Raw genomic sequence first — 21,926 nt, 5'->3', positions numbered from 1 at the left:
CTAGCTGCGTTATAAATTTTGTAAGTAAAACCACTGCTTGCTGCTATTTATGCCTTGCTATTAGTTATTTTTTATGAGTATACGAACGCTCCCAACCGATTTATTTAGGTTTATTGATTTCGTTACACTAAGGGATGCTGCAACTTAGGTTATATCGGCGTATAATCCAAACGGTGTAATTTACGGTTGCAGCAAAATGTCTACTTCAATTTACCTTTCTAGTGAGTCCAAAAGGATAATTAAACTTGCATCCAGTAAACTTCATGGGATGGAAAAAAGAGTTTTTATGGCCGAAGTATCCAAAACCTTCTGCTGTGGAAGCCCACGCTTAACTGAAACAGAGTTCGGCTGGTGTCGGAAGGCTGTTACACTTGGGCTTCATGAACAAGAAACTGGGTTTGAATGTTTCGGACACTATGGCGGAAAACCTCGAAGTGAAATTAGTGAACCTCAATTAGAAATAGATATTAGAGCATTAGTAGATCCTGAATCGCAAGCCGACCCTAAGTTTAAAAATACGTTTGTTTATACTCGAATTACAGCGAAAGGCGTCAGAAAAAAGTTAATTGAAGAAAAAGGCTGGCTACCTGAAGAGTTACCTAAAGAAAGAACCATTAACGACATATTAAATCGACTGGGATACAGACTTCGACGAGTCCAAAAAACTAAACCCCAAAAAAAATTCCTCAAACAGACGCTATCTTTGAAAACGTAAACAAAATCAATAAAGAAACAACCGGTAATAAAAAAGTCATCCGTATTAGTATCGACTGTAAAGCGACAGTTAATGTTGGTGAGTATTCCCGTTACGGTAAATCTCGTAGTGCTGATGCTGTTCAAGCGTTGGATCATGATATGGAAATAAAAAAGAAAATGATCCCGTTCGGAATTCTTAACCTCGATAATGCTCAACCTCATGTTTTTTACGGCAACTCAAGTAAAACAAGTGACTTCATTTGTGACGCTATTGAGTGGTGGTGGGATTTAGTTAAAAGTGAAAATCCAGAAGTCGAAGAACTCATTATTTTTTCAGATAATGGTCCTGAAAATAGCGGCTGTTGTACTCAGTACCTGTCTAGATTAGTAGCGTTTAGTGAACAATCGAAACTAAAGGTTCGAAACGTCTACTACCCGCCATATCATAGTAAATATAACCCGATTGAACGAGTCTGGTCATCGTTAGAGAGACATTGGAATGGCACATTACTGAGTACAGCCAAAACGGTAATAGAATGGACAAAAACAATGACATGGAAAGCAATGAGACCAGTAGTCAATTTAATTGATAAAGTTTACTCAAAGGGAATCAAGCTCAATAGCAAAGAAAAAGAAGAATTGGAAAGTAAAATAGTCAGAAATAGTGAATTACCAAAGTGGGATCTTACAATCACTTCAGTTGCGGTAGATTTTTAAATGCTAGATCCCTAAGCTGAGGTGATTTAATTCTCAAAATTAATCCTTGAAGCACATCGAGTAGGGTGAGGCGTAGTGCCCCATCCCTCTCACAGAACCGTACGTACGGGTCTCGTATACGGCTCCTGCTTAATTTTATTCAATTACTTTGTACTGAGCACATAGCCCGTTCGTACTTCTTCAAGATTGTATAGCCCCATCTCTGCAAACCATTTATTCGGCATTGCATAATCCTAGAACTTAAATGGTGGCTTATAACCAAGTTGCTTAAGTCTGCGGTGTAGCCTACCGTAAAAAAATGGCTGATATTAAGGCGTAGCTTGCAGCAAGTAGTTATTCTACTTGCAAAAGTTACAACGCAGATAGCAGCCATTTTAGCAAGCTTGTGAGCGTAGAGCATTTCACTCATTGGGTGAAAACCATGATAATAAAATCATCTTATTGCTCAAACAGTTACTTATATACTCAGCGTTCAACTGATTTTTTTAGGTTGATATGACTGAATTACTCCCGTATACGGCTTCGGTCTCCAGAGTCATTATACCTAATGCCTCCAGTCGGAAATGCCTCACTCATCTTTTTGTGATTTTCTGTATCTGTGAAAAATAATCCTGTCCATCACAAACTTAAATTAAGCTTCACCCCTTCGCCAACATTAAGGCTTTTGGCTTTTGGCTTTTGGCTTTTGGCTTTTGGCTTTTGGCTGTTGATGTCGCCAATAAACTACGTCATTGGTCAATCCAGTTTTGCCCTCCACACCATTACTGGCTTTCATTGGCTGGATTTTACTCACTACTACGGGCTCATCGGCCACCTCGCACCAACTTCTACCTTGAGTTTTCTCTTGTATAAAAGCTTCTGGACTATCCCAGATAAGGTGTCAGGCTTCCCCAGTTACTGCACTCGCTCCCTGTTAGAAATCCCACCCTCAAGCACATGATAGAGCTGACTGAGTATATGGCGTTGCGCTATTTCGCACGCTTACCTCTCTATTATGCCGAATCAGGTTTGCTTTCGCTGTGTACCTCTAACTTCCTATGGCTTCCTTCAGACCTTGCCGTTAGCCAACAACGCCCTTGCCATTCGGATTATCTTCCTCTCAGTCTGGGTGATACAGACTTCTTTCTGCCTGTCGGGTTTGCCAGCTTCGCTGGGCAAACAAAAAAACCTGCCGTAGCAGGTTTTAATCAAACGATAAAATCGTTAAACATTTCAGCTTTGCAAGCAATTCTTCAGTTTATTCATTGCATTTTTTTCTAATTGACGAATACGCTCTGCTGACACTTGGTAAATCGAGGCTAAATCTTGCAATGTGGTTTTATCATCATCTAACCAACGGGCTTGCAAAATATGTTGACTACGTTCATCCAAGGTTTTTATGGCTGACAATAAACGAGAATTCGCGTTGAATTCCCAATTGTCTTGCTCAACATTACTAGCAAGATCTGAAGAGTGATCTTCAAGAAAATGCATGGGTGCATAGTCTTTTTCGTCATCACTATCATTAAGAATATCAAAAGCTGGATCTTGCGCGGCCATGCGCGATTCCATTTCGGTCACATCATCCTTTGATACGCCTAGGTTTTCAGCCACCATAGAGACTTCTTCATCGCTGAACCAACCTAAACGCTTTTTTGCTTTTCGTAAATTAAAAAACAACTTACGCTGTGCTTTTGTGGTTGCGACTTTCACAATACGCCAGTTTTTCAAAACGTATTCATGAATTTCCGCTTTTATCCAATGCACTGCGAACGATACTAATCTTACGCCGACACTTGGATCAAATCGTTTTACGGCTTTCATTAAGCCGATGTTGCCTTCTTGGATCAAGTCCGCTTGAGCCAAACCGTAACCGGCATAACCTTTAGCGACATGAACCACAAAGCGTAGGTGCGACATAATCAGTTTTTTCGCTGCTTGTAAGTCACCAGTTTCATGTAGACGCTTCGCTAACTCATGTTCAGTTTCGGCATCCAACATATTAATGCTGGCGACTGACTGTATATAAGCTTCAAGACTGCTGCCTCCGTTAGGAACCATCATAGTCATTGATTGCGTTTGAAGGGCCATTTACTCTCCTACTTATAACTACTGTTTTTTACTCGATTATCATCAGGTTGATTATCGAACGATTTAGCACTATTCACTAATTGACAAAATATGTCAACAATTGTGAGTTTATATCTTATGTATATTATCTTGTAACTTTTATCAGTTCGCAAACCAACTTTAGTAGGAAATACTTAATCATTAATTTCTGTTTAGGAAAGTTGCGGAAAAAAGTATACCGATGAGTTCACGTCAATCCAATGCAGGCTGGAAACGAAGTAACGACAGTTCTGTATGTCGATAATAACCAAACCTCACAAACTCTACCTTGCATAAAATAGCCAATTTATCGCTGCAAAAACAATCACGAAAGATCAACAGACCCTAGTGCCTTTGCTTTTTCCTATAGAAAGTCACTGGATACCTGCCTTCGCTGGTACAAAGATTGGTACTTTCTAAATTACTAGTTCCCTTACGTTGGTTCGATGGCTCTTAAATGTTGTTTCACCGAAATATAAGACCCGATCCAACCCAAAAACGATGCAAAACCCACTAAAAAAATTATCTCATCCAAGGATAGTGACTGCAATGACCCTTTGGTTTCATATAATTCAAGCAGTTCCAATAAAGCGCCATCAAGGTACCACACAATAAAATTTACAATTATCCCAGCAAATATCCCTGCAATAATTCCATACCACATTCCCGTATACAGAAAAGGCCTCTGAATAAAGGACTCAGTAGCACCGATCAATTTCATTATTTTTATTTCGCTGCGGCGATTAATAATCGCAAGACGTATGGTATTTCCTATCACCAATACCACGGCCACAATCAATAATACGGCAATCGAAAATACCCCGTGCTGAAACACACTAACCAATGCCTGTAAGCGCTCAAGCCACTCAATGTCTAATCGTCCAAAATTGACTTCAGGTTCTTGTTCTAATTTTAATAATAAATTTCTTGCTCGTGATGGATTCGAAATACTGATTGTTGGAGTCACAGTTATCACAGCAGGCAATGGGTTTTCATCGAGATAAGCCAGTGCATCACCAAACCCAGACAACTGCTGGAACTCTTCTAGTGCTTCTGTACGGTTAATGTAATGTACTTCATCCACTTCTGAATAAGTCTTAATTCTTGCCAGTAAACTTTGAATAGATTGCTCACTTCGGCCCACTTTAACAAACAACGAAATTTGCGCCGCATCATCCCATGAACGAGTCACGACTTCGGCGTTTTTCACTAATACTTGTAAGGTGGCTGGCAAGCTTAAACTGACCCCCAAGACGGCAATGGTCATCAATGATGATAATGGGTGTCGCCACAATTCACCGACACTAGCCATGGCTTGTTGAACATGACGGATAAAAAATATCACGATACGCCCTGATATGGGCAATTTACTTTGATTAACGTGTTTTAATTGATTAGATGATTTCATCAGCTGACGCTCTCTTCCTGAGCAATTGTTCGACGTAACTCGAACAACTGCCCTTGTTTCAAGGTCAAAGTTCGGTATTTCATTCGTGCCACCAGCCCAAGATCATGAGTCGCAATAAGCACGCTGGTACCTGAATCGTTTAGGACTTCAAACAACTGCATGATGTCCATCGATAGCTTTGGATCTAGATTCCCTGTTGGTTCATCAGCAAGCAGTAAAGCGGGTTTATTCACAATCGCTCTGGCGATGCCGACACGTTGCTGCTCACCACCAGATAACATGACCGGCTGATGACGCTCTTTACCAAATAGTCCAACCATATCCAGAGCACCGGCAACACGCTTGCGAATTTCTCCGATAGAATAGCCTTCAATGATCAGCGGTAAAGCCACATTATCGAAGACGGTTTTTTCCATCAAGAGGTTGTGGTCTTGGAAAATCATGCCAATATTCCTGCGCAAATAAGGGATCTGTTTAGGCGTTAATTTCGCCACATCAAAACCATTAATGGCCACTCTACCAGTCGAAGCTCGCTCAATGACAGTGATCAATTTAAGTAAGGTACTTTTACCCGCACCTGAATGCCCAGTTAAAAAAGCCATTTCTCCTTGCTTTAAGTGAAAATCAACTTTTTTAAGGGCTTGCTGCCCGCCGGGATACACCTTACTCACTTGTTCAAATAAAATCATACTCATCCATTTTGCTTATGATGCTATTTAGTTAACGTTATTGATGCCATCTATTGACACTATTTGCGCCTTATTCCGACGAAGCGCTATCTTGGTCAAAAAGCGCGTCGATAAAATCTTTGGCATGAAACGCTCGTAAATCATCTATTTGCTCACCCACACCAATATGGCGGATCGGAATAGCGAACTTATCTGCAATTGCAAAAATTACTCCTCCTTTCGCAGTACCGTCTAACTTAGTCAGTGTAATCCCTGTCACTCCAACGGCTTCTTGGAACAACTGCGCTTGGCTAATGGCATTTTGCCCTGTACTTGCATCTAAGGTTAGCATGACTTCATGGGGCGCCGCTTCATCATGCTTTTTCATCACGCGGACAACTTTTTTCAGTTCTTCCATTAAATGTGATTTATTTTGTAGACGTCCTGCTGTATCTGCAATCAACACATCAACATTTCGTGCTTTAGCGGCTTGCAACGCATCAAAGAGTACCGATGCACTGTCTGCTCCCGTATGCTGAGCAATAACTGGAATATCGTTCCGCTGCCCCCATACTTGTAATTGTTCGACGGCGGCGGCACGGAAAGTATCTCCTGCAGCCAACATAACGGATTTACCCTGACTCTGATATTGCTTGGCAAGTTTACCTATGGTGGTGGTTTTACCCACCCCATTCACGCCAACCATCAGGATAACGAAGGGGCCATCTGTACCCTCAGGGATCAAGGGAATGGCAACAGGCTCAAGAGTTTTCTGCATTTCTTGTTGCAATAACTCATATAAAGCTTCGGCATCTTTGAGTTGCTTACGAGAGGCATGATCGGTCAAGCTATTGATCAAGCGTGTTGTGGTTTCTACTCCAACATCAGCAATCAATAGCTGTTCTTCAAGTTCTTCAAACAGCTCATCATCAATCTTTTTCCCGCGAAACAAACCAATAAAGCCGCTACCAATGTTATCACTGGTGCGCTTAAGGCTTCTTTTTAATCGAGCAAATAATCCCTCTTTCGCTGGTTTTTCTTGAGGTTCAGGTTGTTGTTCATCCTTTGCTTGTTCAACCTCATTCTCAAGAGCTTGCTTTGCTTTTTCCGCCTCGATGGCTGCTGCTTTAGCTAAACGTTCCGCTTCAGCTTGTTGTTCTGCTTCTTGGGCTAATTGCGCGGCTTGAGCGTCACATTCAGCCTGTTCGGCGGCTTCTTTCTCAAGCGCTTGCTTTGCTTCTTCCGCCTCGATGGCTGCGGCTTTAGCTAAACGTTCCGCTTCAGCTTGTTGTTCTACTTCTTGGGCTAATCGCGCGGCTTGAACGTCACGTTCAGCCTGTTCAGCGGCTTCTTTCTCAAGCGCCTGCTTTGCTTCTTCCGCCTCGATGGCTGCAGCTTTAGCTAAACGTTCCGCTTCAGCTTGTTGTTCTGCTTCTTGGGCTAATCGCGCGACCTGAGCATCACGCTCTGCTTGCTCTGCAGCGGCTTTTTCAAGCACTTGTTTTGCTTCTTCCGCTTCGATGGCTGCGGCTTTAGCTAAATGTTCCGCTTCAGCTTGTTGCTCTGCTTCTTGAACTAATCGCGCGGCCTGAGCGTCACGTTCAGCCTGTTCAGCCGCTTCTTTAGCTTGAGTCTCTTCTGCTAATGTTGAAGCAGAGTCTTGCTCCACAGTTTGTTCTTTTGATGATTTATCTTTACGAAACCAGGAAAAAAAACCTTTCTTTGCCATAAATAATTCCAGCGCTCATCTATTCAATATTAATTCATTGTTGGACGCTAACATCACAGATATCAGAAAATTCAACATACTCAGTTCGGATCTTCTTAACGATTGATATAGAATAACGTCTCTCTTTGTGGGAATAGTCTATCACCTTATGATTTCAAGAAACATTACGAGAATTGAATGGCTAAAAATAAAGCCGGTAGTGGCCAAGTAAGAATTATCTCAGGGCAGTGGCGTTCGCGTAAATTACCCATTCATGATCTCGAAGGCCTTAGACCTACAACGGATAGAGTTCGGGAAACCCTGTTTAACTGGATAGCGCCGGACATTGCCGGTGCTAATGTGCTGGATTGCTTTGCTGGCAGTGGTGCATTGAGCTTTGAAGCACTATCACGTTACGCCAACTATGCGAAAATTTTTGAGCTTCAATCCAATGCTGCCAATCAGTTAACGGCCAATCTGGATACCCTTAACAGCACAAATGCCGATGTCATAAAAGGCGATGCTCTTCTTTTACTGCAACAAACGCCTGAGCATAAATTTGATATTGTGTTTATTGATCCGCCTTTTCGTAAGCATTTAGCACAACCATGCATTGATCGATTACACGAGCATAACTGGCTAAATAACAATGCATTAGTCTATGTAGAAACAGAATCTGAGTTAACACATCTTAATATTCCAACTCATTGGCAGGAATTAAAACACAAACAGGCTGGTCAAGTTTGTTATCGTTTGTTTCAAGTCTGTGACTTATAAAAACAGACTGTGCTAAACTGAACATTCACCATTTGGATCATACTTGAGCGTCGTTACATGACCATAGGTCTACCTCGTTATACATCATTGCTACTCGTTTTTTGCTTATTCATAAGCCAAAGCGCATTGAGTCAAAGACATACTATGGCGTATTTGGCTCAAAATGATGCGTCTTGGATGGAAACTCAAGTACCAGCAATGGAGCCCTCACTGCAGATGAGTGCCCACGACTGTCACATGATGACCATGTCTGACAATAATCAAACAAGTTGTACAGATAAAAATAACTGTTGTGATAGCGATTGCTCACAAGACGATGTTTGCCAGAGTAATTGCAGCCACTGTTTTGCTTTTTCTGTCAGCGGCGCCATGATGGCATCAATTCATTGGCCAGCACAAACGCCAACGACTGTTGTAAACGCTCCGCCTTTGAATCACTTTTATATCATTACTGGCTTCACTGAATTACGTCCTCCCATTTCTTAGTCACCAATATTTAGCTCAATAAACAACGAGCCAACGATTCTTAATTATTATTTTTTAGTGACAGCTGTTTTTGCTGTTATTTTCTAATTCAAGCGTTTATTGATGGGGTAGTTCAATGAAATTATTAACGCTCTCTTTTGGTTTTTCTCTCTTTTTAGTTTATGTGCCATTGTCTTATTCATCGGCCAACGATGCTGAGCACGATCATCACACTCATTCAATGATTAGAACGGCAGAACTATTTACTGAAAAGCCTGAATTATCGGCTTTGAAGCCATCGTCAACACCTGCTTTTATTTGTCCAATGCATACTCATATTGTCAGTGATAAAAAGGGAACATGCCCAATATGCGGAATGGATCTCGTGCAGGTTGAAACGAAGACAAAATCTGAGGATAAGTCGTCCCCAAACGACATTAATGTTTCTGGTCATATGCAACAATCACTGGCGATTAAAGTCACTACAGCCAAACGTGCAAACCTCAGTAAATTTGTGCAAACCGTTGGTCAGGTGGAATATGATCAAAGCCAAATCGTTCACCTTCATGCTCGTTTTAGTGGCTGGGTCGAGAAGCTCACGATTAAATCTGTCGGAGATAAAGTCACTAAAGGGCAATTACTTTATCAAATCTATTCCCCCGATCTTATTAATGCTCAAGATGATTATTTACTGGCACTGAATACATTAACTCAGCAAGGCAAGCACCAAGGTTACCTTTCCTTACTGAAAAAAGCACAATTACGCCTTGAGCTCTTAGGCTTTAACCAAGATCAAATAAAGCGACTGAAACAAACTAAAGAAACCCAATATCGAGTTTCGTTTTATGCCAATGACAACGGTATCGTTAATGACTTGAAGATCAGAGAAGGCATGTACATCGAGCCTCAAACTGAGATGTTATCTTTAGCCAGCTTACAAAAAGTGTGGATCATTGCCGATGTGTTTGAAAATGAACAAAACTGGCTCAAAGTCGGACAAAAAGCTCATGTCTCTGTGCCAGCAGCTCAGCTTAACGCAATTCAAGCCCGTATCGATTATATCTACCCAGAGCTTGACACCATCACTCGTAGTTTAAGAGTCCGAGTGGTATTAGATAACCCCAATACGGCGCTTAAGCCCAACACACTGGCTAAAGTCGCGCTGTTTGGTCGCCCAAATCCAGATGCCTTAGTGATCCCACAACAAGCCTTGATACAAACTGGTAAAACTAACCGTGTCATCGTCAAGCAAGATGACAATACTTTCAAGGCCACCACGGTTCGAGTCGGAATATTGAGTCAAGGGGAAGCTGAAATACTCTCAGGGCTCAATATTGGCGACCAAGTCGTCGTTTCAGGGCAGTTTCTTTTAGATTCTGAAGCCAGCTTGAGCGGTAGCTTGATCCGTTTAAGTCAAGAAACACCACAATAGGACGGTATTATGTTGAAAACTATTATTACCGCGGCGATCTGTCATCGTGTCATCGTCCTGATTGTGGCTATTATGATGACCTTAGTGGGTATTGACGCATTGCGAAATACTCCGCTCGACGCACTGCCCGATTTATCTGACGTGCAAGTCATTGTGAAAACCCCCTATGCCGGTCAAGCTCCGAAAATTGTCGAGGAACAAGTCACCTACCCGCTGTCTTCGGTGATGTTGTCGGTTCCCGGTGCGAAAACGGTGCGAGGCTATTCATTTTTTGGTGATTCATACGTTTATGTCATTTTCGAAGATGGTACAGATATCTATTGGGCGCGCTCTCGCGTGCAAGAAACCTTAAACCAAGTCAATGGTCGCCTGCCGCAAGGTGTTCAGCCTGAGCTTGGCCCCGATGCCTCTGGTGTAGGCTGGATTTACGAATACGCGCTGGTAGATCGAACTGGGCAGTATGATCTCGCTCAGCTTAAAAGTTTACAAGATTGGTATTTAAAATTAGAGCTACAAAGCGTATCAGGCATTGCCGAAATTGCCACGGTAGGCGGGATGGAAATGACCTATCAGATAGTGTTAGATCCTGACAAGCTCGCCAGTTACAAGCTCGATATTGCTTCAGTCATCAAAGCCATTAACAATGCTAATGGTGAAGTTGGTGGATCGGTCATCGAAATGGCGGAAGCTGAATATATGGTGCGAGCTAAGGGGTATCGTCAAACCCTCGATGATTTTCGAGAAATTCCATTGGGGATCACCAGTACATCAGGGACAGGCGTAACGCTTAAAGACATTGCCACAATTCGTAAAGGCCCAGCAGCACGTCGCGGCATTGCTGAACTCGATGGTGAGGGGGAAGTCGTTGGCGGAATTGTCGTTATGCGCCACGGCGAAAATGCCTTAGCAACCATCAAAGCCGTCAAACAGAAACTTGAACAACTCAAGGCTGGATTACCCGCTGGCGTAGAAATTGTGCCCACTTATGACCGCTCTGAATTAATCAACAGCTCAGTAGATAACCTGTTCCAAAAAGTCACAGAAGAGATCATCGTGGTGGGTCTGGTATGCTTATTGTTCTTGCTTCATGGGCGTTCAACTCTCGTGGCGGTTGTCATTTTGCCATTGTCTATTTTAATCGGTTTTTTTGTCATGAACCACCTTGGTGTTAATGCCAATATCATGAGCTTAGGGGGCATCGCCATTGCCATTGGTGCCGTTGTCGATGGCGCTATTGTCATGATCGAAAACCTGCATAAACATTTAGAGCAATTTTCAAATGAGCACCAAAGACAACCAACACGAGATGAGCATTGGCAGATTGTGACTGAAGCCAGTATTGAGGTCGGGCCGGCATTATTTTTCTCATTGCTGATCATTACCTTGAGCTTTATTCCTGTGTTTGCGTTAGAAGCACAAGAAGGTCGTCTATTTGCTCCGTTGGCTTATACTAAAACCGCCACAATGGCAGCAGCGGCGTTATTGTCAGTAAGCCTTGTGCCTATCCTGATGGGTTATTTTGTTCGCGGAAAAATTCCCAGTGAACACAGCAATCCTGTCAGTCGCTTATTGATTGCCATATATCACCCGATATTAAAATGGGTGTTAGATTTCCCTAAAGTCACCATTGGTATTGCATTAGCAATTCTGAGCAGTGCGTGGTTCCCATATTCTCAATTAGGTAATGAATTTATGCCTGAATTAGCAGAAGGGGATTTACTCTACATGCCAACAACATTACCGGGGATAAGTGCCAGTAAAGCCGCTGAAATTCTTCAGCAAACCGACAGATTGATCAAAACGGTTCCTGAAGTGTCTCGCGTGTTTGGTAAAGTGGGCCGAGCAGAAACCGCGACAGATCCCGCACCTCTCACCATGATTGAAACCACCATCATGCTCAAGCCTCGCGATGAATGGCGAGCAGGGATGGATCTTGATGAGTTAATCAAAGAACTGCAAAATACGGTTAATGTGCCTGGACTTACCAACGCTTGGGTACAGCCGATTAAAACCCGTATTGATATGCTCTCGACTGGCATTAAAACCCCCGTAGGCATTAAAGTCAGTGGTGATAATATCGAGCAACTGCAACAAATCGGTGTTCAAATTGAACAGGTATTAAATCAACTACCGCAAACGCAATCAGCTTACGCCGAACGGGCCAGCAGCGGCCGATACATTGATATATCTCCTAAACTAGACGTTGCAGCACGCTACGGCATGAGTTTAAATGACATTCATGATGTAGTTCGATATGCCATTGGAGGCCAGACTATTGGTACCTCAGTGCAAGGTGAGGAGCGTTACCCCATCAATCTTCGTTATCCACGCGCTTTACGTGACAACATTGAAAAATTGCGCCAATTGCCTGTTATCACTAAGTCAGGCCATTATTTGCCATTAAGAAATTTAGCCGATATCGACATCATCCAAGGTCCACCCATGTTAAAAAGTGAAAATGGCCGTTTAATTTCATGGGTCTTTGTGGATATTAAAGACGTATCCATGGGTGAATACATTAAAGCAGCCCAAACAGCTTTGCAGAAAGAAGTCCGTTTACCGCCACGATACAACTACAGTTTTGGTGGTCAATACGAATATATGGAACGAGTTAAAGACAAGCTCACTCAAGTCATCCCAATGACTTTGATGGTGATATTTGTATTACTCATGATCACTTTTGGCTCCAGCGTGCAAGCTAGCGTTATCATGTTGAGCTTACCTTTTGCACTAGTCGGCAGTGGCTGGTTTCTGTATTTCCTCGATTTCAATATGTCTGTTGCTGTGGCGATAGGCCTAATTGCCTTAGCGGGCGTCGCGGCTGAGTTCGGCGTTATCATGCTGATCTATCTAAACAACGCCATTAAAGAAGCCAAGGCCGCCGACGAATATCACACCCAACAGGATTTAAAACATGCATTAATTCATGGTGCAGTAATGCGAATTCGCCCGAAAGCGATGACGGTGGCAACCATCTTCTTCGGTTTACTTCCCATCATGTGGGGCAGTGGTTCAGGCAATGATGTTATGCAAAAGATCGCAGCGCCTATGGTCGGGGGGATGATCACGGCACCATTATTGTCTTTACTCGTTTTGCCTGCTATTTACTTATTAATTTATAAAAAGAAATTCAATTATTAATAAAAATTAATCAACAAGTCGTCGATTTAGACCGCTTTACAACGATAATAGTTTAATAAACATGCTATAAAACCGTATCTTTTGAAATGAAAGGTACGGTTCCATGCATTGTTTTATTCGCCAAGTCATTTTGTGCACGGTATTACTCTTTAACTTTTCAACGATAACCATCGCACAGCCTATCAAAGGTAGCTTTGTTGCGACTAAAACCTGCCCTATGTACCAATCAAAAAATCATCATACCAATCCTGGTGGGTTACACACACAAATCAATACTCATTACTCACTCATCGAGTTTTTAGGTACGAAAGAAAACCCTGAGTGGTATCGTGTATATACTCAAGCCAATCAATCTCCATTGCGCTGGGTAGAAGCATCCTGTGGTTTTGTACAAATAAATGATGACGGTGGTGGTGATGGTGGCAGTGACAGTTGCTCCGTCAGCAACCAATTTGACTCTCATGTACTTGCATTGAGCTGGCAAGCGGCTTTTTGTGTGACGCATTCAAGTAAACCTGAATGTATAGCGATTAAAAACAATCCGACGAGTTCTGAGTGGCAATCTTTTAGTCTTCATGGTTTGTGGCCAAATAAAGATAAATGCGGCACCCATTATGGGTATTGCGGCTCTGTTTCACATCAACCAAGTAATTTCTGTAGTTACCCACAAATATCACTGAATACTGACGTTAAGCAACGGCTTGGAGCGATTATGCCAAGTGTTACCTATGGATCTTGCCTTGAACGTCACGAATGGTGGAAGCACGGTACTTGTGAAAATAATGATCCAAATTTATTTTTTACTTTAGCCACAAATCTTGTTGAAAACTTTAACAGTACCCGTTTTGTTACTGAATTTATTCAGCCAAATATCGGAAAGAAAGTCAGTTTTCAAGATACCATTGTGGCTTTTGATAACAGCTTTGGTGAAGACGCACACCAACACTTAAAACTAAAATGCACCAGTGGCTTATTGGTAGAAATTAACCTCGCATTGCCAAAAGTAGTAGATTCCCACACGCCATTAAAAGAGTTAATCACTACAAGTTATCAAATCGATAAAGGAAATTGCTCCAACACTTTTATGGTTTACCAGCCTGAATAATCACAGGAATTTATAACGTGGGCTCTCATGAAAAGAAAATTAAAAATAATAATTTATATTGAGTTGTCAGTTTAGGGATGCTGCGACTTAGGTTATACCGACGTATAATCCAAACAGAGTAATTTACGGTTGCAGCCAAATGTCTACTTCAATTTACCTTTCTAGTGAGTCCAAAAGGATAATTAAACTTGCATCCAGTAAACTTCATGGGATGGAGAAAAGAGTTTTTATGGCCGAAGTATCCAAAACCTTCTGCTGTGGGAGTCCACGCTTAACTGAAACAGAATTTGGCTGGTGTCGAAAGGCTGTTGCGCTTGGGCTTCATGAACAAGAAACGGGCTTCGAGTGTTTCGGAAACTATGACGGAAAACCTCGAAGTGAAGTGAGTCAGCCTCAATTAGAAATAGATATTAGAGCGTTAGTAGATCCTGAATCGCAAGCCGACCCGAAGTTTAAAAATACGTTTGTGTATACCCGAATTACAGCGAAAGGCGTCAGAAAAAAGTTAATTGAAGAAAAAGGCTGGCTACCTGAAGAATTACCTAAAGAAAGAACCATTAACGACATATTAAATCGACTGGGATACAGACTTCGACGAGTCCAAAAAACTAAACCCCAAAAAAAATTCCTCAAACAGACGCTATCTTTGAAAACGTAAACAAAATCAATAAAGAAACAACCGGTAATAAAAAAGTCATCCGTATTAGTATCGACTGTAAAGCGACAGTTAATGTTGGTGAGTATTCCCGTTACGGTAAATCTCGTAGTGCTGATGCTGTTCAAGCGTTGGATCATGATATGGAAATAAAAAAGAAAATGATCCCGTTCGGAATTCTTAACCTCGACAATGATCAACTTCATGTTTTTTATGGCAACTCAAATAAAACAAGTGACTTCATTTGTGACGCACTTGAATGGTGGTGGGATTCAGTTAAAAGTGAAAATCTAGAAGTGGAAGAACTCATTATTTTTTCAGATAATGGTCCTGAAAATAGTGGCTGTCGTACTCAATACCTGTTTAGATTAGTAGCGTTTAGTGAACAATCGAAACTCAAGATTCGAAACGTCTACTACCCGCCATACCACAGTAAGTACAACCCGATAGAACGAGTCTGGTCATCGTTAGAGAGGCATTGGAATGGCACATTACTGAGTACAGCCAAAACGGTAATAGAATGGACAAAAACAATGACATGGAAAGCGATGAGCCCAGTAGTCAATTTAATTGATAAAATTTACTCAAAAGGAGTCAAGCTCAATAACAAAGAAAAAGAAGAGCTGGAAAGTAAAATAGTCAGAAATAGTGAATTACCAAAGTGGGATCTTACAATCACTCCAATTGCGGTAGATTTTTAAATGCTAGATCCCTTAGTTGCTTTACTCTGTCGGAAATAATTAATACTCATCCGCATTCAAGGCAATACTTGGCAATTTAAGCCTATTTTTTCTCCTTCTTGCATTACTTAAAGTTAAAGGTAGTAGTCATGCTGACAGCCATTCTTTTAGCCTCTGGCTTAACCACCACTATTAATGATACTCACTGGCAAAAGACCGAAAATATTGATGGTTTTACCAACCTTCACACTACAGAAATTATCGCGAAGTCCCATAACGGACAATTCAGTTTATCTTGCCATAATAAACAACTAAAAATGATGGTAACCAATACAAATCACGATGATAATTTTAAAAATGTTAGTTTTGGAAAAGTTGATAAAAACCCTGGCGTTGAGCTTGTAGGCATTAATTCTCAACAAGGATTAACGGCTCACAGAAGTAGTCATTGGACAAATTGGGCTGGCTTGCTGAGACAGATGACTAAGGGAAGCGTTGTAAGATTTAGATTGCTTGATGGAAATAATAAACCAGTTGTTCTTACTTTCAACTTGTTAAAAGGAAAAGCTGCAATTAAACAAACGTTGAAAAACTGCAACTTTAACTAGTCATTTGGGTGTTCAGCCTAATTGATGTTAGTTTTTTAACTTATTGATTTTCTGTAAGCGAACAAATAAGGATACCTGTAAATGGTTTTCACCTTTAAAACCACTTAGTCGCCATTTCGGTTAAAACAACAAAATCTGGCATTTTTTTGAATTTGAAATTTTAGCTAACATCATTTAGAAAGAACTAAATGGACATATTACCTTTACATGTTCCTAACTTTTTAAAACAACGGAACTTTCTCCTTATATCTTCACATTATTTAGGCTGAGCCCCCAGTCATTTAGCCATAGACAGGTAAGAGCCCAAGCATCTTTAATATGTGGCAAACCATTATCACCACCCCATAGATCAACACTAGCCATGCTACTGTTGCCCCACCCGGTGTTTTAAAAGTGACACTATTCGGAAAAAGTTTACGCACTTTTAACGCCATTAATGCTGGTGTTATTGCCACAGAAATCGCACCAGCTAATGCCGCAAACCCTATCGCTAAAATAAATCCATTGGGGTAGAACACTCCTAAAACAGTTGGAGGAACAAAAGTAATGAGCCCTGTTTTTATTCTTCCACCCCATGAATTATCAAAACCAAACAGATCAGCAAGGTAATCAAACAGCCCTAAACTTACCCCTAAGAATGACGAAGCAACCGCTAAATTAGCAAATAGTGTGAGCAGCTTAGATAATAGATTACTGTCAACAACATCGGTCAATGCTCCTACCATTGCCCCCATGTTGCCGCCCATATTAATAATATTAATGAAATCATTACGCTGAATATTGCCCATAGTGACCACTAGCCAGCTAATGTAGATGATTAACGCAAGCAAAGTGCCCACTAAAATCGCTTTAATGACTTGTGACGCGGACTTATCATAATGTTTGACTAAACTTGGAATAACACCCTGATAACCAAAACTGGCTAAACCAATTGGCAAAGCAGCGAGCATATAAGGTGCATAATGTGAGTCAGTATTAGGCAACCATAAGTTTACAGGATCAATTTCCCATAACAAATTACTGGTCGCGAAGAAAAAGCACAGGATCATCCCACCGAGCATAATGGTCGAGATCCGGCTCACTTGCTTCGTGCCCACAATCACAAAACTTGCCAATACCACAGAAAATAACAAGCCTGACCATTCTGCTGGCAAATGAAGACCTGCTTCTTGGAAGCTGAGATCCACTATCGAACCTCCGCCGCTGACGTACGCATAGGTTAATACATACATCAAAAAAGCAATGGAGATACCGTTGACGACTCGCCAGAACTTTCCAAGAATATTTTTAGCTAAACTATCAAAGCTGACCCCAGCTTCATAATGCAGGTTCGCTTCCAATAACAGCAGGCCACCCAACACCATAAACAACCAAACACCAATTAACATCAACACTGAATAGCTAAACCACATCCCAGAGCCAACCACAGGCAGCGAAAACATCCCCGCCCCAACAGCCGTTCCAGCGACAATCATTGCGCCGCCAATGATCGATTGTTTCTTTTGAATTCCCTTTTCAGATATTGGCATTAATTTAATAGTCCTTGTTCTACACGCTGCGTTTGATGCACACCGTTAATCAGTGTTTGTTTTAAAGAGGGATCAAGCAACTGGTTTAATTGTTGCCCAATATCATCCACTTGCGCTTGTTGCTGTTGGCCTAACAACCCCATGTCCTTCAGTTTGACAGTAAGGGTGGCATACAGTTTTTTATCGTAGAACTCAGGAGCGGCAATACCATGCAGCGAGCCTATATGTTTAGCAAGCTGATGGCTTTCACGCTCTAAATCAGCGCGTTCAATATCGGGTTGAAGTGCTAATAAGTTAAAGATAATGGCGTATCGTTGTTGCATTTCGCTGGTGGTTTCTGCCAACAATTCGAGTTGGCTAGCTCCATCAGATTGGATCACTAAGTGCTCAGTATCGCCTTGTTGTGACGTGGTGATTAACTGCTGCTCTATAAACAAATTAATCATGTTTTGAACATACACATCAAGAGATTCAATTTGAAGATAAAGCTCTGCTTGCAGCAGTGGATATTGTTGTTGAATCACTCGATAAACTTTATCAAAACAACAAGATTCTAAACGCAAAATGCAACGAGCAATAAGAGATGGCAATATCAACAAGTGAACGATATTGTTGCGGTAATAGGTCATATTACGGGCTTGTTTCTCATCCAAAGAAATAATGTCACCCAGAGGATCCGATTCAATAGTGAATTTATTAAGCTCTAGCCCTTGCTCTAGCAGTAACTTAGCATCACCTTCAGGTACTGAAGTGAATTCAGTGTACGGCACAGTAACCAATAATTTTAAATATAAAGCCAGTTGCTTTTCGAGCATGGGTCTTTCTAACGAATTTTGCTTGGCGGCCAGTAAGATCAAACTAATAAGCGTGACTGAACTTGCGGCGGCAGCTCCATTTATCCCCGTCATGACTTGATTAGCCAGTCCATTCACCACAGGCGTAAGCCACTTAGGTTTTTGCTCCGTATCAAGAGCCATTTCTTCACGCCATTGGGGGGCGTTGGCAGATAAATACTGCTGAATATTAATTGGCTCACCAAAATTAACATAACCTTGACCAAAGTTGCCGAGTTTACGTAGGGCGCTAAATACCTGCCATACGGATTCTTTCTGTTTTTTCTTACCACTTAACTCTTTGTGATAAGTCGACACTTCCATCACATGATCATAACCAAGATAAACTGGTACTAAAGTGACCGGACGCTCAATGCCACGCAACACGCTGTTAATGGTCATCGCCAACATACCAGTTTTAGGTGCTAATAAACGCCCCGTACGAGAGCGGCCGCCTTCGGTAAAGTATTCGACGGAATAGCCCTTAGTAAACAATTGATCTAGATAACTACGAAACACCGCGGTGTAAAGCTTATTACCACGAAAACTACGGCGGATAAAAAACGCGCCACCTTTTCTAAACATCGGGCCTGCTGGCCAAAAGTTTAAATTAATCCCCGCAGCGATGTGTGGCGGCACCATACCTTGATAATATAAAATGTAAGATAAAAGCAGATAATCCATATGACTGCGATGACAGGGGACATACACAATTTCGTGACCATCATGATGCAGTTTACGAACAGACTCCGCGCCCTTGATATTGATGCCTTTATATAATTTGTTCCATAACCAAGTTAAAAAGCGTTCGGCAATTCGCACTAAACTATCCGAGTAATTGGCTGCAATCTCATTCAGATACGACTCTGCTTTTTTCTTCGCTTGTTCTTCAGTAATTTTCTTACTGTTGGCCTCTTCCGCAATAGCTTTCACAATGGTCGGAGATTTTAATAACTGCCTAAACAAGGTTTGACGATTTGGTAAATCAGGGCCCGTCATTACCTTACGCTGACGACGGAAATGTACTCGAGCAACGCGCGAAAGTTTGTGTGCAATAGCTTGGTCGGTGCCATGCTGCTTTGCCATATCAGCCAAAGATACTGTGTTTGAAAATTGAATAAAATTATGCCGACCTAAAAACAAAATCATTAAGCATTTACGCAACCATGTCGGACTTTCACGCTCTAATACCGCCGCTTTCATGGTGTCTTGCTCTTTACCCGGCACACGTCCCCAATACACGCTTACCGGTAACAATTGAATATCGAGTTCAGCGTCTTGCTGATGAAACTTTAGAAGATTCTGAAAGGGAATTAAGAAACGATTGCTCGAAGGCTTGTTCCGAAATAGCGGTTTGGCAGACTCAAGACATACAACTCGGGGCAATGTTGTACCAGCAATCCTAATACTATCGTAAGGACTCGGTAAACCAAGTTCCTGAGCGGTTTGACTGAGCACCGCGATATCACTGACCGACTCAGTTTTCATGACATACACAACCGGCTTATCCGCTTGAAGATTCAAATCTGAAAATGGGTTTTGAGGAACGATGACACTATGAACGAACCATTTCTGCAATAAGCGCAGCAACTTAAAAAACCAAGAGTTATGTTTACCCATAATGCTAATTTAATTCTAAGATCACAAAAGACTGTGGGCTAGGATAACAAACTTAACCACAAAATTCATAAGTAAGCCTTAATTCGGTAGCTGATCACTACTTCATACCAAATTATTATCGGAGTGAACCAAACCTACAGTTAAATATGTATTATTGATTAAGACTTGCACAAAGGTAGTTACTGTATATAATACCAGTAACTGTATAGACAAACAGGCGAAATTATGAGACCACTGACTCCAAGACAGTCTGAAATCCTTGAGCTCATCAAGTGCAATATTATTGAAACCGGTATGCCTCCGACTCGCGCTGAAATCGCCCGTCGTCTTGGCTTTAAAAGTGCCAATGCCGCTGAAGAGCATCTAAAAGCACTGGCCAAAAAAGGTTATATTGAAATACTCGCTGGTACATCTCGCGGCTTACGACTCACTCAAGAAATTACAGAGCCCGATCTAGGTTTGCCACTTATCGGCCAAGTCGCGGCCGGAGAACCTATATTAGCCGAACAACATGTTGAGCAGCATTACCAAGTTGATGCCACCATGTTTCGTCCTGCCGCTGACTTTTTATTACGCGTCCGTGGCGACAGTATGAAAAACATTGGCATCCTTGAAGGCGACTTACTGGCCGTGCATAAACAGCAGCAAGCGGTGAATGGTCAAGTTGTTGTGGCCAGAGTTGAAGATGACGTTACGGTTAAACGTTTCGAGAAAAAAGGCAAGGTCGTATATTTACATGCCGAAAATGATGACTACCAACCAATAAAAGTCGATCTTACTCATCAGCAATTAACCATTGAAGGATTAGCGGTTGGGGTTATCCGTAACGGAGCTTGGTTATGATATCGAGCGCCATTCCGCTTCATCACCCCGGTATTTGGCAGACCGCTACAACCACAAATCAGCCTCAAACCGTAAGTACCATGAGTTCTGATACTTCCGGTATTGATGAATTAATTCAACTCAGTAGCAAAATGGCTCAATTGAGTAAATTAGGTCGTTGGATTGTATTAATTAACCCGCCTTCAATCGATTATAAGTCGATCCTTTCCCAAGCAGGCGTGTCAATGAATAAGGTTTTGTTAGTCCACGCTAGAGACGATGTCGAATCACTGTGGGCCATGGAAAAAGCACTCACAAGTGGAACCAATAGTGCTGTCATTTGTTGGGCAGCAGAGTTAGATGCAAAAGATAACCGCCGACTTGAACTGGTGAATAAAAGTGCAAAAGCCATTGGCATTATTTTGCAAACTCAACCTAAAACGTCCTCAAAAACACTAGATATTGACGCTTGGCAAAAACAATTTATCAATGCTGTTCATTGATAAACAAAACCCTACACCCCTTAAAAACTCACGCTCTTTACCATAAACAATGACTTAACCGAGCATAATTCGGTTATTTTTTCAGTAAATTAGCTAAAACATGATCTTGATCAATCTCTGACCAGCAAGTAATGTAGGCTCCAGTAATAATTTATTTCCTTGTTACTGCAAGGCGATTATCGTCTTTTAAAATCAAGACAAATGTCTTAAAGAAAAACCCAGTTAAAGCTGAAGTACGACCGATCAGTCTTGTTTTACGATCATTTAGGAGCTTGTTGGTTCCCTGTGATTAAAACAGTCACATTCATGATTGGTTTCAAAAATGATAATTCAGAATTAAGCGCACGTGTGGTTAACACCGGAAGTCGTAATAACAAGCAATATCAAATTGATACACTGATAGTGAAATAATTGCTGACGCTTGTAGCAGCAGTCTTTGTATTAATTTGAAGTGAACTCACCACAATGGCA

15 protein-coding genes and 2 pseudogenes are annotated in these 21,926 nt (G+C 41.5%); 10 read left to right on the top strand and 7 right to left on the bottom strand.

Features of this window, described 5'->3' with window-relative positions; genetic code table 11:
• Nucleotides 1-196 precede the first annotated feature (196 nt).
• Nucleotides 197-1,413: pseudogene (locus E2I05_RS22880) on the top strand (ISAzo13 family transposase).
• Nucleotides 1,414-2,068: 655 nt separating this feature from the next.
• Here E2I05_RS22880 and E2I05_RS21885 read toward each other — a convergent pair.
• The 5 genes from E2I05_RS21885 to ftsY form a co-directional block, all read right to left on the bottom strand.
• Complete coding sequence (locus E2I05_RS21885) at nucleotides 2,069-2,227, bottom strand: hypothetical protein (protein WP_170179600.1); 159 nt, start codon at nucleotides 2,225-2,227, stop codon at nucleotides 2,069-2,071.
• 398 nt (nucleotides 2,228-2,625) lie between these two features.
• The gene (gene rpoH / locus E2I05_RS00285; protein WP_121854146.1) at nucleotides 2,626-3,483 is read right to left on the bottom strand and encodes an RNA polymerase sigma factor RpoH; all 858 of its coding nucleotides are present in this window, start codon (nucleotides 3,481-3,483) and stop codon (nucleotides 2,626-2,628) included.
• Nucleotides 3,484-3,934: 451 nt separating this feature from the next.
• Nucleotides 3,935-4,909: a permease-like cell division protein FtsX gene (gene ftsX / locus E2I05_RS00280; RefSeq protein ID WP_121854145.1), complete on the bottom strand. Its 975-nt coding sequence runs from the start codon at nucleotides 4,907-4,909 to the stop codon at nucleotides 3,935-3,937.
• A complete protein-coding gene (ftsE, locus tag E2I05_RS00275) occupies nucleotides 4,909-5,598 on the bottom strand; it encodes a cell division ATP-binding protein FtsE (RefSeq protein WP_121854144.1) in 690 nt (229 codons plus the stop codon). Before ftsE ends, ftsX begins: the two co-directional genes overlap by 1 nt.
• Before the next feature lie 70 nt (nucleotides 5,599-5,668).
• Entirely contained in the window at nucleotides 5,669-7,306 is a 1,638-nt protein-coding gene (gene ftsY / locus E2I05_RS00270) for a signal recognition particle-docking protein FtsY (RefSeq protein WP_121854143.1), read from the bottom strand.
• A 177-nt stretch (nucleotides 7,307-7,483) separates the two neighbouring features.
• On the opposite strand from ftsY, the gene rsmD reads away from it, so the two are divergent.
• The 7 genes and pseudogenes from rsmD (at nucleotide 7,484) to E2I05_RS00230 (ending at nucleotide 16,148) form a co-directional block, all read left to right on the top strand.
• Nucleotides 7,484-8,062 (top strand): 16S rRNA (guanine(966)-N(2))-methyltransferase RsmD, encoded by a 579-nt coding sequence (rsmD, locus tag E2I05_RS00265; protein ID WP_121854142.1) that lies wholly within the window; start codon nucleotides 7,484-7,486, stop codon nucleotides 8,060-8,062.
• Between the two features lie 144 nt (nucleotides 8,063-8,206).
• A complete protein-coding gene (locus tag E2I05_RS00260) occupies nucleotides 8,207-8,548 on the top strand; it encodes a hypothetical protein (RefSeq protein WP_121854141.1) in 342 nt (113 codons plus the stop codon).
• A 115-nt stretch (nucleotides 8,549-8,663) separates the two neighbouring features.
• Nucleotides 8,664-9,959, top strand: a complete 1,296-nt coding sequence (locus E2I05_RS00255; RefSeq protein WP_121854140.1) for an efflux RND transporter periplasmic adaptor subunit — start codon at nucleotides 8,664-8,666, stop codon at nucleotides 9,957-9,959.
• A 9-nt stretch (nucleotides 9,960-9,968) separates the two neighbouring features.
• Nucleotides 9,969-13,100 (top strand): efflux RND transporter permease subunit, encoded by a 3,132-nt coding sequence (locus E2I05_RS00250; protein ID WP_121854139.1) that lies wholly within the window; start codon nucleotides 9,969-9,971, stop codon nucleotides 13,098-13,100.
• Between the two features lie 103 nt (nucleotides 13,101-13,203).
• On the top strand, nucleotides 13,204-14,205 hold the full coding sequence (locus E2I05_RS00245) for a ribonuclease T2 family protein (RefSeq protein ID WP_121854138.1): 1,002 nt from the start codon (nucleotides 13,204-13,206) through the stop codon (nucleotides 14,203-14,205).
• Nucleotides 14,206-14,344: 139 nt separating this feature from the next.
• Nucleotides 14,345-15,561: pseudogene (locus E2I05_RS22875) on the top strand (ISAzo13 family transposase).
• 128 nt (nucleotides 15,562-15,689) lie between these two features.
• A complete protein-coding gene (locus tag E2I05_RS00230; protein ID WP_121853100.1) occupies nucleotides 15,690-16,148 on the top strand; it encodes a hypothetical protein in 459 nt (152 codons plus the stop codon).
• Nucleotides 16,149-16,429: 281 nt separating this feature from the next.
• Here the strand turns inward: E2I05_RS00230 and E2I05_RS00225 are convergent, their stop codons facing one another.
• The gene (locus E2I05_RS00225) at nucleotides 16,430-17,677 is read right to left on the bottom strand and encodes an aromatic amino acid transport family protein (RefSeq protein ID WP_121853101.1); all 1,248 of its coding nucleotides are present in this window, start codon (nucleotides 17,675-17,677) and stop codon (nucleotides 16,430-16,432) included.
• Entirely contained in the window at nucleotides 17,677-20,130 is a 2,454-nt protein-coding gene (gene plsB / locus E2I05_RS00220; RefSeq protein ID WP_121853102.1) for a glycerol-3-phosphate 1-O-acyltransferase PlsB, read from the bottom strand. Before plsB ends, E2I05_RS00225 begins: the two co-directional genes overlap by 1 nt.
• Before the next feature lie 225 nt (nucleotides 20,131-20,355).
• Between plsB and lexA the strand changes: the two genes are divergently transcribed.
• Nucleotides 20,356-20,973 carry a transcriptional repressor LexA gene (gene lexA, locus E2I05_RS00215; RefSeq protein WP_121853103.1) on the top strand — a complete coding sequence of 206 codons (618 nt, stop codon included), beginning with the start codon at nucleotides 20,356-20,358 and terminating at the stop codon, nucleotides 20,971-20,973.
• A complete protein-coding gene (locus E2I05_RS00210) occupies nucleotides 20,970-21,455 on the top strand; it encodes a cell division inhibitor SulA (RefSeq protein WP_121853104.1) in 486 nt (161 codons plus the stop codon). The genes lexA and E2I05_RS00210 overlap by 4 nt, the downstream gene beginning before the upstream one ends.
• Nucleotides 21,456-21,926: the final 471 nt, after the last annotated feature.

Origin of the sequence: Parashewanella spongiae (genome assembly GCF_004358345.1) — a bacterium.
Taxonomy (GTDB): domain Bacteria; phylum Pseudomonadota; class Gammaproteobacteria; order Enterobacterales; family Shewanellaceae; genus Parashewanella; species Parashewanella spongiae.
Note: the sequence above shows the minus strand (reverse complement) of the source record. Positions and strands in the feature narration are given on the sequence as shown.

Coding starts and splice junctions, on each gene's coding strand:
- ftsX (WP_121854145.1), bottom strand. CDS start 4,909: ATGAAATCATCTAATCAATTAAAACACGTTAATCAAAGTAAATTGCCC.
- E2I05_RS00225 (WP_121853101.1), bottom strand. CDS start 17,677: ATGCCAATATCTGAAAAGGGAATTCAAAAGAAACAATCGATCATTGGC.
- E2I05_RS00245 (WP_121854138.1), top strand. CDS start 13,204: ATGCATTGTTTTATTCGCCAAGTCATTTTGTGCACGGTATTACTCTTT.
- lexA (WP_121853103.1), top strand. CDS start 20,356: ATGAGACCACTGACTCCAAGACAGTCTGAAATCCTTGAGCTCATCAAG.
- E2I05_RS00250 (WP_121854139.1), top strand. CDS start 9,969: ATGTTGAAAACTATTATTACCGCGGCGATCTGTCATCGTGTCATCGTC.
- E2I05_RS00260 (WP_121854141.1), top strand. CDS start 8,207: ATGGCGTATTTGGCTCAAAATGATGCGTCTTGGATGGAAACTCAAGTA.
- rsmD (WP_121854142.1), top strand. CDS start 7,484: ATGGCTAAAAATAAAGCCGGTAGTGGCCAAGTAAGAATTATCTCAGGG.
- E2I05_RS00230 (WP_121853100.1), top strand. CDS start 15,690: ATGCTGACAGCCATTCTTTTAGCCTCTGGCTTAACCACCACTATTAAT.
- plsB (WP_121853102.1), bottom strand. CDS start 20,130: ATGGGTAAACATAACTCTTGGTTTTTTAAGTTGCTGCGCTTATTGCAG.
- rpoH (WP_121854146.1), bottom strand. CDS start 3,483: ATGGCCCTTCAAACGCAATCAATGACTATGATGGTTCCTAACGGAGGC.
- E2I05_RS00210 (WP_121853104.1), top strand. CDS start 20,970: ATGATATCGAGCGCCATTCCGCTTCATCACCCCGGTATTTGGCAGACC.
- ftsY (WP_121854143.1), bottom strand. CDS start 7,306: ATGGCAAAGAAAGGTTTTTTTTCCTGGTTTCGTAAAGATAAATCATCA.
- ftsE (WP_121854144.1), bottom strand. CDS start 5,598: ATGATTTTATTTGAACAAGTGAGTAAGGTGTATCCCGGCGGGCAGCAA.
- E2I05_RS00255 (WP_121854140.1), top strand. CDS start 8,664: ATGAAATTATTAACGCTCTCTTTTGGTTTTTCTCTCTTTTTAGTTTAT.